Annotated in this window: 13 protein-coding genes; 5 read left to right on the top strand and 8 right to left on the bottom strand. The window is 44.1% G+C overall.

Translation table 11 applies throughout. From position 1 onward, the window contains the following. A partial coding sequence (locus VXP95_RS08505) for a hypothetical protein (protein ID WP_416711843.1) occupies positions 1-254 on the top strand: 254 nt, incomplete at its 5' end. 37 nt (positions 255-291) lie between these two features. Here VXP95_RS08505 and VXP95_RS08500 read toward each other — a convergent pair. The 5 genes from VXP95_RS08500 to ppx are packed head-to-tail and all read right to left on the bottom strand — an operon-like array spanning position 292 to position 5,408. Continuing rightward, entirely contained in the window at positions 292-861 is a 570-nt protein-coding gene (locus tag VXP95_RS08500) for a YggT family protein (RefSeq protein WP_064094707.1), read from the bottom strand. Between the two features lie 19 nt (positions 862-880). Continuing rightward, on the bottom strand, positions 881-1,720 hold the full coding sequence (gene proC / locus VXP95_RS08495) for a pyrroline-5-carboxylate reductase (protein WP_064102320.1): 840 nt from the start codon (positions 1,718-1,720) through the stop codon (positions 881-883). 2 nt (positions 1,721-1,722) lie between these two features. Beyond that, positions 1,723-3,096, bottom strand: a complete 1,374-nt coding sequence (tilS, locus tag VXP95_RS08490; RefSeq protein WP_416711842.1) for a tRNA lysidine(34) synthetase TilS — start codon at positions 3,094-3,096, stop codon at positions 1,723-1,725. After that, the gene (locus VXP95_RS08485) at positions 3,033-3,857 is read right to left on the bottom strand and encodes an acetyl-CoA carboxylase carboxyltransferase subunit alpha (RefSeq protein WP_064102318.1); all 825 of its coding nucleotides are present in this window, start codon (positions 3,855-3,857) and stop codon (positions 3,033-3,035) included. Before VXP95_RS08485 ends, tilS begins: the two co-directional genes overlap by 64 nt. 30 nt (positions 3,858-3,887) lie before the next feature. Continuing rightward, on the bottom strand, positions 3,888-5,408 hold the full coding sequence (ppx, locus tag VXP95_RS08480; protein WP_416711841.1) for an exopolyphosphatase: 1,521 nt from the start codon (positions 5,406-5,408) through the stop codon (positions 3,888-3,890). Positions 5,409-5,669: 261 nt separating this feature from the next. Here ppx and trxA point away from each other — a divergent pair, with 261 nt between their 5' ends. The 3 genes from trxA to VXP95_RS08465 all read left to right on the top strand — a co-directional run bounded on the left by trxA (position 5,670) and on the right by VXP95_RS08465 (position 8,278). Further along, positions 5,670-5,996: a thioredoxin gene (gene trxA / locus VXP95_RS08475; protein WP_064094712.1), complete on the top strand. Its 327-nt coding sequence runs from the start codon at positions 5,670-5,672 to the stop codon at positions 5,994-5,996. A gap of 324 nt (positions 5,997-6,320) precedes the next feature. Then, complete coding sequence (gene rho, locus VXP95_RS08470) at positions 6,321-7,589, top strand: transcription termination factor Rho (RefSeq protein WP_004278267.1); 1,269 nt, start codon at positions 6,321-6,323, stop codon at positions 7,587-7,589. A gap of 401 nt (positions 7,590-7,990) precedes the next feature. Further along, the gene (locus VXP95_RS08465) at positions 7,991-8,278 is read left to right on the top strand and encodes a hypothetical protein (protein ID WP_064094713.1); all 288 of its coding nucleotides are present in this window, start codon (positions 7,991-7,993) and stop codon (positions 8,276-8,278) included. Between the two features lie 99 nt (positions 8,279-8,377). Here VXP95_RS08465 and VXP95_RS08460 read toward each other — a convergent pair whose 3' ends face one another. From VXP95_RS08460 to pheS, 3 genes are all read right to left on the bottom strand, one after another. Next, entirely contained in the window at positions 8,378-8,674 is a 297-nt protein-coding gene (locus tag VXP95_RS08460; protein WP_004783565.1) for an integration host factor subunit alpha, read from the bottom strand. After that, positions 8,671-11,052 carry a phenylalanine--tRNA ligase subunit beta gene (gene pheT, locus VXP95_RS08455; protein ID WP_416680324.1) on the bottom strand — a complete coding sequence of 794 codons (2,382 nt, stop codon included), beginning with the start codon at positions 11,050-11,052 and terminating at the stop codon, positions 8,671-8,673. Before pheT ends, VXP95_RS08460 begins: the two co-directional genes overlap by 4 nt. A 134-nt stretch (positions 11,053-11,186) precedes the next feature. Beyond that, on the bottom strand, positions 11,187-12,167 hold the full coding sequence (gene pheS / locus VXP95_RS08450) for a phenylalanine--tRNA ligase subunit alpha (protein ID WP_004278272.1): 981 nt from the start codon (positions 12,165-12,167) through the stop codon (positions 11,187-11,189). 159 nt (positions 12,168-12,326) lie between these two features. Between pheS and VXP95_RS08445 the strand changes: the two genes are divergently transcribed. After that, the gene (locus VXP95_RS08445; RefSeq protein ID WP_064094715.1) at positions 12,327-13,352 is read left to right on the top strand and encodes a hypothetical protein; all 1,026 of its coding nucleotides are present in this window, start codon (positions 12,327-12,329) and stop codon (positions 13,350-13,352) included. Positions 13,353-13,640: the final 288 nt, after the last annotated feature.

Below are 13,640 nucleotides of genomic sequence, written 5' to 3'. Positions count from 1 at the left end.
GAAATTGCAAAAGTGCATATTCTAAAAGCGGACATTTTTACTTTGGAGAAACCGGACATTTCTATTTTGGGCTTACAGGGAGAGAGAGTGAAAACCAATATTATGTTAAAGGTATCCCCCTCTCCTTTCAGGAGAGGGTTAGGGAGAGGTTAATATCCCATCTTCTTCTTGTACAGCGATTAAAACTTGTTCACGGTTTGGGAAGTTTAACAAATCCCTCCCAACCTCCCTTTTCTAAAGGAAGGAGCAAATAAAAAAGGACGCCTCAGCGTCCTTTTCTTTTCATTCAGATTAAAAACCAGTTAACAATACAATTGCCACCTGGTTCATGATCATTTCAATCACAATCAAGGCCAGAATTGCCAGGATTGGAGACAGGTCAATCATGCCCATATTCGGCATAATCCGGCGGAAAGGTGCCAGTAATGGCTCGGCAAGTTCCTGAACTACTTCAATATAAGGTGAACGGGATTGGGTAAACATCACCACCCAGCTTAAAATAATGGTAGCGAAAATCAAGTAACGACAGAAACGGATCAAATCCTGCATCATGGTGACAAAAGTCAGAATGAGCAAATGCACAGGACCATTCGGCATGCCACCCGACAGATACATCATGCCGAAAATTTTCAGCAAATACAGCACCACTAAAAGTGCCAATGCCGCAGTATTAACCCGCCCTTTGCCCATCGTCGGGAAAATACGCCCGAATACATCTACAATTTTGGTTGCTTTGACGGTAGACAGAACGACGGGATTGTAAGGACTTACCGCAGCCAATTGCATTAAAAAGCGGAAGAATACGAGCAAAATCGCGACGTTAATGATAATGCCAAAAATTAGCGCAGAATTTGCACCCATACTTGAACTTTCCTAAAAATTAAACTGAAGATTTGCTGCTTTCACTGAGCTCTTGAGCCAGTTCCTGACTGCGTTTTTGCGCAGCAGCAAGTGCTGCCTGAATATTCTGAGAAATTTGCGCACGGTCGAACACTTCTAGTGCTGCCTGAGTCGTTCCATTTGGAGAGGTGACGTTTTTACGTAGCTCAGCCGGTGTATTTGAACTGGTGATGGCCATTTGTGCCGCCCCCAAAGCCGTTTGCAAAGTGAGTGCTGTGGCTACTTTTTCATCCAGACCTAAATTCTTGCCAGCACGAATCATACTTTCCATCATATAGAAAAAATAAGCAGGTCCCGAACCAGATACTGCAGTGACCGCATCAATCTGAGCTTCAGAGTCTACCCAAATTGTCAGGCCGGTAGAAGCTAAAACCTGACTCGCCAGCTCACGATCTTCTGCCTTTACTTCATCTTTAGCAAATAGACCATGTGCACCGGTTTGTACGAGTGCTGGTGTATTTGGCATGACACGGACAATACGGTCAGTCCCCAATAGTGCAGACAATGTTGCAATCTCGGCACCCGCAACGATCGAAATAATCAGCTTGCCGTCCAGCAAACCCTGTAATGGTTTCAATACCTCAGCTAATACCTGTGGTTTGACTGCAAACACGACAATATCCGCATTTTTGATGGCAGCACGATTATCATCGGTGACATTCACTTCTTTTTCTGCAAGCAGTGAACGTACTTTCTCGACCGGATCAGAAACTGTAATACGTGTTGGTGGCAATCCCCGTGAAATCAGCCCGCCAATCAAGGCTTGAGCCATATTACCGCCACCAATAAAGCCAATATTACAATTTAAAGCTGCACTCATGTTTAATGCTCGTCGTTGAATTCTAAAGTTGAAGAAACCGAAATGGGTAGCCACCCCCCTGCTTCACAATATGCAGATTGAGCTAACCAAAATCCTTTAGGTGTAAACACGCCTAGCATAACATTATCTGTGCTTAATATTTGAATAGTATGCCGAGTCCATGGAAATATTTGCGCTTCCTGAATGGCTTTCTTCAGAGGCCAGTGTCCAATCCGGCCATGCAGATGAATTTTCTCCCCGCCTTTGCGTGTGCGCAAATATAAGCGTTGACCGAATAAGGCGGCAGATAATCCGAAAGTAGCTGTTTGAATCTTAAATTGTCCTGAAGGCAGCTGGATCTGATCCTGTTCACGTAAAATAATCTGCTGTTCCGCTAGCTTCGGTTGCTGATCCGCCCGATAGACCTCAGCTTTTAAACGATGCAACTGCTGCTGATAACGCACATAATAAAAGCCTTGCCAATGTAAAGCTGCCTGCGCATCCAGTTTTGCCGCAATTACTTCATTCTGTACTCGCTCAACCATTTCTAGAGAAGGACGATATTGCCCTTCTCCTTTCATCCAGACAGAAAGTAGTTGGCGCTGCCGGGCTTTAGATAGGTTTAAAAATGCAGATAAATTCAGACTTTCGGCATTGCCACAGCATTTTAAATCCTGCTCCAGCACTTCCTGCAGAATATGCTGTGCATCCTGCATCAGCTCGCTGGTACGTACCAGGGCAGACTGCATTTTAGGATAACGTTCACTTAACATCGGCCAAAGAGTTTGACGGGCCCAAGCCCGGTCATAATGTATGTCCTGATTGGTCGGGTCTTCGATATTCTGAACATTCAGACCCGATGCCCATTGGCAAATCTGCTCACGGGAAACATCCAGCAGTGGCCGCCAAATCGTGAGATTTTCACGTATATCCAGCTGTTTCATTGCAGCCAGACCATCTATACCGGCACCCGATAATAGACGCAGCATCAAGGTTTCCGCCTGATCCTGCTGATGATGTCCGAGCACCAGAATTTCATCTTGCTGTAAATGTTGTAGATAGGCCTGATAACGTGAATTACGCGCTTGCTGTTCCAGGTTGCCATGAGCCACATGAACAGGCTGGAGGATGCAGGGAATATCCAGTTGCTGACACTGCTGCTGGACAAAAGTGCCCCATGCCCTGCTGATACTTTGCAGCTGATGATCCACATAGATTGCCCGAATTTTTCCCGGGCATAAAAAAAACATCAGATGCAGAAGCAGCATAGAATCTACGCCGCCACTGCATCCGATGAGAAATTTTGTTCCTGCAGGAAACTCCTGCAGCTGCTTTAAGATGCCAGACCTAAATTGTCGCTGCCAAACTTCATTAAACGCTGGTAACGTGCTTCGCATCGTGCTTGTGGTTCCATAGCTTGCAGTTCATTTAAGGCTTCTTTCAGTACCGCTTTCAAGCTGTTCATGACCTGATCCGGATTTAAATGAGCACCTTCACCCTCATCCACCACATATTCTACAATACCCATCTTCTGCAGTTTTTCTGCAGTCAAGGCTAAGGCTTCACTGGCCTGTTCCGCTTTTTCTGCAGTCTTCCATAGAATGGAGGCACAACCTTCCGGTGAAATTACCGAATAGATACTATGAGAGAGCATTACCACACGGTCAGCTACGCCAATACCGAGTGCACCACCTGAACCTCCTTCACCCAGGACAGTCGCAATTACAGGTACTTTCAGGTTAGACAGTTGCGCCAGACTGGTTGCAATGGCTTCAGCCTGACCACGTTCTTCTGCACCTACACCCGGGTAAGCACCCATGGTATCAATAAAGGTGAAAACAGGCAGATTAAAACGTTCTGCCATATCTAGCAGACGTTGTGCTTTACGGTAACCTTCCGGATTACTCATGCCAAAATTATGCTGTAATTTTTCACGGGTACTACGACCACGGTGCTGACCTACGATCATCACTGGCTGTCCATCGAAACGAGCCAGGCCACCGATCATTGCACCATCATCACCATAGAGACGGTCACCATGTAAAGCATCAAATTCAGTGAATATTTCACCAACATAGTCCAGAAATTGTGGACGTTCCGGATGACGAGCAATCTGTACTGTCGTCCATGCTTTTGATGGGGTAGCTTTATTTTTCATAGGTCAACCGTTTTCATCCCTATAAAGGTATTAATTAACAAATTGTTCAGATAGAACCGAGAGCTCAATCTCCCAATTTTTAAACTGCAACTGTTCATCATGCAGTTCAGCAATCAATAATGGCCATTGTTTGGCATCACCCGAAATACTGAGCTGCCATTGTTGCGCATTCTTGACCTTGAGTTCAATGGCAGGAAGCATCTCATCGCTACGACTGTGATTGACCAAAACCGCCAGACGAAGCAGTAAACACAGCTGTAAAAGTTTAGTTCCACCCACTTTCATCACGTCATGCTTGGCATCAGTGCGCAATTTACGCCGATGATGCGCGACCAAATGTGACAAATGATTCTGATCAACCTGTGAAAAACCGGCAATGTCAGAATGCTGCAATAAATAGGCACCATGACGATGGTAACCACTATGACTAATCGCCAGACCGATTTCATGGAGATACGCGGCTCGACGGAGTAGGTCACTATCATCACTATTCAGGCCAAGATCAGCCGCGACATCATCAAACAGTTTTTGCGCCGTTTGTACCACACGTTCTGCCTGCTTGGCATCGGCATTATAACGACCAATCAGGGCATGGACTGAACGATCACGGATATCTTCATGTTTGAAACGGCCTAACAGGTCATACATGACACCTTCACGTAATGCCCCATCAGAATAAGTCAGATACTCAATATCCAGCACATCAAAGACCGCATATAAAATGGCAATTCCTGCCGGCAAAACTGCACGGCGATCCTCTTTCAGACCTTCGAATTCCATATCCGAGACATATTTATATTTGAGCAGCTTATCTTTAAGCTTTTCCAGGCCTTCTCGCGTCAGCTGTTCGCGATCATTGCTCCATCCCATATTAATACAGATTTGGCGGCAGGCTTTAATTGTACCACTCGATCCGACGACAGCATCCCAACCGGCAGATTTATAGGTATTGGCAATTCCGGAAATTTCTTTACGTGCCGCAGTGACTGCTTTGTCAAAAGCTTTGGCACTGATTTCCCCATCCTGAAAATAGGCCTTAGTAAAGGCTACGCAGCCCATCTGTACTGATTCAGTATAAATAGGCTCGAACTCTTCACCGATAATCAGCTCAGTCGAACCACCGCCGATGTCAACCACCAGACGACGGCCCCTATTGGCCATGGTATGCGATACCCCCAGATAAATCAGGCGGGCTTCCTCACGGCCGGCAATAATTTCGATCGGTTTCGGCAAAATTTCTGCGGCTTTCTGGATAAACTCATGGCCATTTTTGGCTTGCCTTAGAGCATTTGTTGCCACGATCCGCAAGCGGTTCGGCTGAACCGCACCTAAACGCCCGACAAAACGGGCCAGACAGGCCAAACCGCGTTGCTGTGCGGCTTCCGTTAAATTTTTATTTTCGTCTAGTCCTGCGGCAAGCTGAACTTTTTCTGACATTGATGCCACTTTCTTCACTTCGCCATGATCCACCCGAGCGATGGCCAAATGAAAGCTATTTGATCCCATATCGATGGCAGCAAGTAATTCTTCATCAATCAAAAAGTCAGACATTCCAGAAATAAACCTTTAACGAATTGTGCTTAGAGTAATTCACATGCATGCAATTTAAAAGCCATTTGTAACGACATTTTTATGCCTTATTCTTTTTATGCATCGGGAACAATAGTGAGACACGATCATCACTATCGTGATCATCCATTAGACAAAATAACATTAAGCATTGAAAATTTACAGATTCCCCTACATTGTTAAAGATGGCTATGTAATACTAATAATTAGTTATCTTTAAAATATTAATCTGGAGCACATTCCATGTCTGGCAACATCGTAAACACTACTGACGAAAACTTCGAAGCAGACGTTCTTCAATCAGACGTTCCTGTACTGGTCGACTTCTGGGCAGGTTGGTGTGCACCATGTAAAGCAATTGCACCTGTACTAGAAGTACTTGCTGATGAATATCAAGGCAAGGTTAAAATCGTGAAAGTTGACGTAACTTCTTGCGAACAAACTGCTGTAAATTTCAACATTCGTAACATCCCGGCTTTGCTAATGTTCAAAAATGGTGAAGTTGTTGCGACTCAAGTCGGTGCTGCACCAAAATCTAAACTGACTGCATTTATTGATGACAATATCTAAGCAGATCATTTTTTAGTAAAAAAATACGCGACTTATGCTCGCGTATTTTTTTCGGCTATAAATTGACAAAGTCAGCATTTTCTCTTATATTTGCTACTCAAGAGATAAAGGATCCTAAATCCTGCCAATTTCTTACAAGACACATTACATAAGATGCCGCTCGGCAATAGAAATTGTTTTTCACATTTTTCTTTGAAACACTCAAACAGATCTCTGAATTGTTCTTTTTCAAATTCAATGGCTTTCGTTTGAATGCTTGTATGCGGCCGAATGTTACTCCCTTTCCAACCTGTACCTCAGAACTTTGATTCTATCTGACCACCTATGAATTTAACCGAACTCAAGAAAAAACCGATTGGCGAACTCATCAAGATTGCCGAGTTTATGGGCCTTGAAGGTATGGCCCGTAACCGTAAGCAAGACATTATTTTTGCCATCTTAAAACGTCATGCAATGAATGGCGAAGAGATTTTTGGTGATGGCGTTCTAGAAATTTTGTCAGATGGTTTTGGCTTTTTACGCTCAGCCGCAGGTTCTTATTTAGCAGGCCCTGACGATATCTATGTCAGCCCTTCTCAAATTCGTCGTTTTAACCTACGCACTGGCGACACCATTACCGGCACCATTCGTCCACCAAAAGAAGGCGAACGTTATTTTGCCTTACTTAAAGTCAACCAGATTAACTACGACACTCCTGAAAACTCACGTAACAAGATTCTGTTTGAAAACCTTACGCCATTATTCCCGACTGAACAGTTGGTGATGGAATTAGGCAATGGTACCACTGAAGATTTAACCACGCGTGTGATCGACTTAGTCGCACCGATTGGTAAAGGCCAACGTTCAATTATTGTGGCTCCGCCGAAAGCCGGTAAAACCATGCTGCTGCAAAGCATTGCTCAATCGATCGTTCGCAATAATCCTGAAGTCATCCTGATCGTTCTGTTAATTGATGAACGTCCAGAAGAAGTAACCGAAATGGAACGTACGGTTCGCGGTGAAGTCGTGGCTTCTACCTTTGATGAATCACCTGCGCGCCATGTTCAGGTTGCAGAAATGGTCATTGAAAAAGCGAAACGTCTAGTTGAGCATAAAAAAGATGTGGTGATTCTGCTTGACTCAATTACCCGTCTGGCACGTGCCTATAATACCGTGATCCCTTCATCAGGTAAGGTATTAACCGGTGGTGTGGATGCACATGCCCTAGAACGTCCCAAACGTTTCTTTGGTGCGGCACGTAATATTGAAGAAGGTGGCTCTCTAACCATCATTTCTACTGCCCTGATTGAAACTGGTAGTAAAATGGATGAAGTGATCTACGAAGAATTCAAAGGTACAGGTAACCAGGAAATTACCCTTGATCGCCGTATTGCTGAAAAACGCGTCTTCCCTGCAATGAACATCAAGAAATCTGGTACTCGTCGTGAAGAGCGCCTGATGTCAGAAGATAATCTTCGTAAGGTCTGGATTCTGCGTAAGCTGCTGCATACGCAAGATGAATTGGCGGCAATGGAATTCTTGCTGGACCGTATGAAAGAAACCAAAACCAATGATGATTTCTTTGATCAGATGAAACGTAAAGCTTCAAATTAAAATTTCAAATGAAAGGTCACCTAAGCGGTGGCCTTTTTTAAGTTGACATGAATTACACAATGAAACAATCGAGCTCTATTTATGTAAACTTATTTTTAAGTTTTTGATTAATAAAATAATCAGATTAAAAATTGTATAACTTTTAAAAACTTACCAAGCCTTTCTCCAATCTAAATGTTTCATTCCATTGTTATTTTCTGTTAAAAACTTCTTACTTTTTAGCATATTTCAGTACTTTTTTAAGCCTTGCTAGTAGCATTTAAAAAGGCGCAGTGATAGCATATTTGCAGACCAGTTAGACTGCTCCTGCATTGTTAGTACCTAACATAATTAGGAATAATAAAAGCACTTAACAGACTAACTTAGGTTTTTTTTAATCTCAATTTTTAGAGAGTGATGCCATGTTATTCAAAAAAATCGCTATTGCTGCTGCAGTTGCTACTACTTTAGCTTTCGTTGGTTGTGCTAAAAAAGCTGACGACGCTGCTGCTGACGCTAACCAAGCTGCATCTGAAGCTGTAGAAGCTGCATCTGAAGCTGAAGCTGCTGCTGACGCTGCTGCTGTAGAATCTACTTCTGAAGTTGCTGCTTCTGAAACTGCTGCTGTTGCTGAAGCTGACGCTGCTGCTGCTGTTGCTGTTGACGCTGCTGCTGACGCTACTGCTGCTTCTGAAGCTGCTGCTCAATAATCTTTTAGATTATTCAGTATAAAAAAAGAGAGCCTTGGGCTCTCTTTTTTTATTTTAAATACTGAAATTTAAAAAATAGCAGAATTTAAAAAAAGCAGATCAGTTGATCTGCTCATTTCCCACACGTTGACGAAACTTCTGTCCCGCACGGAAGGTCACTACACGGCGTGCAGAAATCGGAATCTCTTCACCCGTTTTCGGGTTACGGCCTGGACGTTGACGCTTGTCACGCAACTCAAAATTACCAAAACCCGAAAGTTTTACTTGCTCGCCTGAGATTAGCGCCTGGCTAATCTCATCGAAGAACAACTCAACCATTTGTTTTGCTTCACGACGGTTTAAACTCGTGAGCTCACTTAAATGATCAGCCATTTCTGCTTTAGTTAGTGCTGTCATGAAGCCCTCAATGTCGCTTGGTAAGTGTTTTCTAACACTTGAAGGATATTATCCATACCTGATTTAATTTCAGCATCTTCCAGTGTACGGCTTGGATGCTGCCAGAGAAGTGCAAATGCCAGTGAGCGTTTCCCTTCTTCTACTCCTTGTCCAGTGTACACATCGAACAACCAAGTTGAGTCTAAAAGCTCTCCGCCTGTTTTTTCGATAAGTCCCTGAATTTCGCTAACATTAATCTTATCATTAATTAAAAGAGCAATATCACGTCGAACCGATGGAAAACGTGATAATTCTGTAAAATTAGATACATAAGTTTGCAAAACAGCCGCTTGATCCAATTCTGCTACCCATGTGGTTGCCAGATCAAGCTCGTCTTCAAGTGAGGGATGTAAACGACCCAAGTAACCAATTGATTGACCATTCACGAGAATCTCTGCGGATTGTCCTGGATGCAACCAGCTACGCTCTGAACGTATATATTCCACTTTGACACGACCAGCAGCCAGAATTTCCTCTATATCGCCCTTAAAGTCAAAGAAGTCCATTGGCTGTGCCTTGCCATGCCAAGACTCAGGGGTACGTGCACCCGTTGCAATCAGGGCAAAGGTTGGAATCTGTTTTAAATCATGAATACTGTTCGCTTCTTGATAGTCAAAACGCAGACCTAGCTCGAAGAAACGTACCCGACTTTGCTGACGATTGATATTGTATTGAACACAAGGAATCAGGCTAGAGAGCAAGGTTGAACGCATTACCGCTAAATCACTTGAAATTGGATTCGCTAATGCTAAAGGTTTCACATGAGAATTAAGTTGCTTTTCAAGTTTTAGGTCTGCAAAACTAAAACTGATTGCCTCTTGGTAACCCAAAGTTACCGCGGTTTGACGAAGTTGGCCCAATTCGAATTGATCTTGATATTTGGCCAGCTTCACATCAATCACAGGCAAACTGATTTGAATATTGTCATAACCATGAATACGAGCGACTTCTTCAATCAAGTCTTGGTAAATCACCATATCATAACGATGTGATGGCGGCACTACAGACCACTCGCCTTCTGCTTTTACTGTAACTTCACAACCTAAACGGCTTAAAGCATCAGTAATGAACGCTGAGTCAACACTATAACCTAGCAGTTGATCAACTTGGGCTTGATTCAACTCAATTGCGTCGCGTGTTGGCAATAGGGCTGCATTTTCGGCAACTGTAATTGGCCCGAACTCACCGCCCGCAAGTTCCGCAATCAATTGTGATGCGCGGTGCATAGCGATCAATGGTAATTCAAAATCGACACCACGTTCATAACGCTGAGAAGCATCAGTATGCAGGCCAAAGCTACGCGCACGACCGGCAATATGCAGTGGCGCGAAGAATGCAGATTCCAGGAAAATTTCAGTGGTTGCATCGCTGACTGCTGAAGACAAGCCGCCCATAATACCAGCAATGGCCAATGCTTTTTCATCATCTGCAATCACCATCACTTTTTCGTTGAGTTCAACTTCTTGTTCATTGAGCAAAACTAACTTTTCAGCTTCTGTCGCTTGACGTACATGTACCGCACCTTGCACTTTACCACCATCAAATGCATGTAGCGGTTGACCCAGCTCCATCAGCACATAGTTGGTAATATCTACCAGAATGCTGTGCTGACGAATACCAGAGCGAGCCAATGCTCGCTCCATCCATACAGGAGTCACAGCCTTGGTATTGACGTTCTTGATCACACGACCCAAGTAGCGTGGGCAGCCTTCAGTCGACACAACGACTTTCTTTTCGTCGCTAATAGTCGCAGCTACTTCTTTAATTTCAGGGGCAGTCACTGGCAATTGGTTGATCACCCCAATTTCACGTGCGATCCCGCGAATACTGAAGCAGTCCCCACGGTTCGGCGTAATGCTGATGTCAATCACGTTGTCATCAAGATCCAGATATTCACGAATGTTCATACCCACTGGTGCATCTGCAGGCAGCTCTAAAAGACCGTCGATTTTATCTTCCAGATCAATTTCTGAAGCGCCGCACAGCATACCTTGTGACTCGATACCACGTAGCTTGCCTTTCTTGATTTTGAAATCGCCTGGAAGTACTGCACCAATGGTCGCAACTGGCGCTTTCATGCCGGCACGTACGTTTGGCGCACCACATACAATTTGCAGTGGCTCACCTGAACCGATATTGACAGTGGTCACACGCAAGCGATCTGCATCAGGATGTTGTTCTACTGTCAGGACTTCACCAACCACTACACCAGTAAAGGGTTTAGCTGCAGGTGCAAGCTCATCGACTTCCAGACCCAACATGGTCAATTGATCAGAAAGTTTTTCGCTATCGATGGCTGGGTTGACCCATGTGCGTAGCCAATTTTCGCTAATTTTCATTGATATAAAACCTGTAATTCAAATCTCTAGAATCCCCTCTAACTCCCACTTTCTTCCAAAGAGGGAGAGCCCTATGTCATATCTAGACACCCGTCTCCTTTTAGGAGAGGTTAGGGAGAGGTATAAATTTGTTTTTAAGCAAACTGGCGTAAGAAACGCACATCGTTTTGGAAGAACATACGTAAGTCATTCACGCCATAACGCAGCATTGCAAAACGTTCAACACCCAGACCAAAAGCAAAGCCTTTGTATTTTTCAGGATCAATGCCTGCAGCTTGCAGCACATTCGGATGCACCATACCGCAGCCCAGTACTTCCAGCCAGCGACCCCGTTCATCCATAATATCCACTTCCGCACTTGGCTCGGTGAACGGGAAATAAGATGGACGGAAACGTACTTTCAAATCTTTTTCGAAGAATTCGTTCAGCAGGTTAATCAGCAAACCTTTCAGTTCCGCGAAGCTGGTATTTTCAGCCACGTATAAACCTTCGATCTGATGGAACATCGGCGAGTGGGTTTGATCCGAATCACAACGGTAAACACGGCCTGGACACACGATCTGGATTGGTGGCTGCTGGGTTTCCATGGTACGAATCTGCACACCAGACGTATGCGTACGCAGCAAATGGTTCACATCAAAATAGAAAGTATCATGCATAGCACGCGCTGGGTGATGACCTGGAATGTTCAGTGCTTCAAAGTTGTGATAGTCATCTTCAACTTCAGGACCTGTTGCAACCGTAAAACCTGCCTTGGTAAAGAACTGGCAAATACGCTCTTGCACTTGGGTCACTGGATGGATACTGCCCACCTGCTGACCACGACCTGGTAAAGTAATATCAATGGTTTCGCTTGCCAGTTTTTGTTCTAAGGCAGCTTTATGCAGTTCTGCCTGACGTGATGTCAATGCAGCGGTAATGGTTTCACGTACAGCATGGATTTGTGCGCCGAAGACTTTACGTTCTTCAGGATCCATTTTACCAAGCGACTTAGATTGTTCCGCGAGCTGGCTTTTTTTCCCCGTAAATTGCACTCGTACTTGATCAAGTGCAGCAAGGTCTTGAGCTGCTGCAATCGCAGCGAGCGCTTCAGTGGTCAGGGCTTCCAGTGACATAGTAACTCTCAAAGCAACAGGTTAAAAAATATTTTAAAAACCCCATATTCTAACAGTTTTTAGACACTTTGATGAAGATGCGTTTTAAGGAAAATTAGATTGGCATGATTAAATATAAAAAGTATAAGATAAACACAATATCAATCAGATCAAATCACTATGGCACTCGATCAAATTTGGAAACAGCAACTGACCCTGGTCACTTATGGCAATGAATATTTGTCTCAGGGCCTGAGTTTCAATCGTTGGATTCAACATGCCATTTTTAATCAGCATCAGTTTGCCTTTCGGGATCTGATGTCACAACACCTGCTGGCTCAGCATTTTCAGATCTGGCTGGAAGGCCTGAAAAAACAAGGCGTACGCCGACTGAGCTTGCATCGCTCTGATTTACTGATTGATGAAAAAAATCCGAATGCCAATGTCGAGCTATTACCACTGGCGCATTTTATTGTCAGTCATGGTGCCAAAACCAAAACAGCCTGGATCATCGGCAAGGAACTGCCTGAATGGTACAGCGCAGACAATGATTACGAAGCTCCTAAATCACAGCAGTCCCCTTTACGCCATGAAACTTTCTGGTGTTATGAGTTAAATCCTAAACTGGCCAAGCGCATTGATGTCGATCTGGAAGCCCCAAACTGGGATGATATCCAGGCTTATACCGATCATGAACTGTTTGAAAGTAGCCTTGCCCAAGATTTTACCGAACCAGCGTATACCAATTTGCCCTATTACGGCACCATGCCTGCCATTCAGGCCGATAACGAAAGTCATTTGGCCTTAATTCCCACTGACTATTCAGCGGATTATGCTCACCAGACTTTGTACCGCCTAGACGCCTTAAATGACTTTATTCAAACAAAAATCCAGCATCCCTATCGTGCAGATGGCGAAGTACTCAGCCCGGAGCAGCAACTTAACCTGCGACATTTTTCGCAAAAAATTGATGATTTAAGTGCTAAATTCATCAGCAAAGTCGCCAACCACTATAAAACGGCACAGCTAACACCTAAAGTTGCGCCTGATCCATTTGTGGGTATGAGTACCGAAGACCGCTCACCAAAAATTTCTAAAGCAGAAAAACCTCAGGACCCAGGAAAATCCAGTTCGTCTGCAAATGTGCTGACCTTAATTGTGATTACCGTGATTATCTGTCTGATTGGCTACTATTTCGGCCTTTAACATTTTGCCAGAAAAGCTTACATCCCGGGCAGAATTCAATAGAGACGTTGATACTCAGGAGCAGACATCAGCTTGAAATAATGCTGAAGATTTTGTGATAGGTTTTGATTATCCAACCTATGATGGAATTAAGGTCAAGCAGCTGTCTGAAAATTGCAGCATTGTCGGAATGAGACCAAAGCTGTTATTTATGCTGATCGCCCGGAAATGCCCTTTTGATTGACTGGTGGAGATATTGAGATAAAAGGATAAATCAGCCCTACAGTGCAAGGGCTGATTTATTTCCCA

Origin of the sequence: Acinetobacter sp. 226 (assembly GCF_048147925.1) — a bacterium.
GTDB classification, from domain to species: Bacteria; Pseudomonadota; Gammaproteobacteria; order Pseudomonadales; family Moraxellaceae; genus Acinetobacter; species Acinetobacter pecorum.
Note: the sequence above shows the minus strand (reverse complement) of the source record. Positions and strands in the feature narration are given on the sequence as shown.

What these genes read in the sequence shown, in the direction of transcription:
- VXP95_RS08460 (WP_004783565.1), bottom strand. Translation starts at nt 8,674, where the DNA reads ATGACAGCACTAACTAAAGCAGAAATGGCTGATCATTTAAGTGAGCTC.
- rho (WP_004278267.1), top strand. Translation starts at nt 6,321, where the DNA reads ATGAATTTAACCGAACTCAAGAAAAAACCGATTGGCGAACTCATCAAG.
- trxA (WP_064094712.1), top strand. Translation starts at nt 5,670, where the DNA reads ATGTCTGGCAACATCGTAAACACTACTGACGAAAACTTCGAAGCAGAC.
- VXP95_RS08445 (WP_064094715.1), top strand. Translation starts at nt 12,327, where the DNA reads ATGGCACTCGATCAAATTTGGAAACAGCAACTGACCCTGGTCACTTAT.
- tilS (WP_416711842.1), bottom strand. Translation starts at nt 3,096, where the DNA reads ATGCGAAGCACGTTACCAGCGTTTAATGAAGTTTGGCAGCGACAATTT.
- VXP95_RS08485 (WP_064102318.1), bottom strand. Translation starts at nt 3,857, where the DNA reads ATGAAAAATAAAGCTACCCCATCAAAAGCATGGACGACAGTACAGATT.
- proC (WP_064102320.1), bottom strand. Translation starts at nt 1,720, where the DNA reads ATGAGTGCAGCTTTAAATTGTAATATTGGCTTTATTGGTGGCGGTAAT.
- ppx (WP_416711841.1), bottom strand. Translation starts at nt 5,408, where the DNA reads ATGTCTGACTTTTTGATTGATGAAGAATTACTTGCTGCCATCGATATG.
- VXP95_RS08500 (WP_064094707.1), bottom strand. Translation starts at nt 861, where the DNA reads ATGGGTGCAAATTCTGCGCTAATTTTTGGCATTATCATTAACGTCGCG.
- VXP95_RS08465 (WP_064094713.1), top strand. Translation starts at nt 7,991, where the DNA reads ATGTTATTCAAAAAAATCGCTATTGCTGCTGCAGTTGCTACTACTTTA.
- pheS (WP_004278272.1), bottom strand. Translation starts at nt 12,167, where the DNA reads ATGTCACTGGAAGCCCTGACCACTGAAGCGCTCGCTGCGATTGCAGCA.
- pheT (WP_416680324.1), bottom strand. Translation starts at nt 11,052, where the DNA reads ATGAAAATTAGCGAAAATTGGCTACGCACATGGGTCAACCCAGCCATC.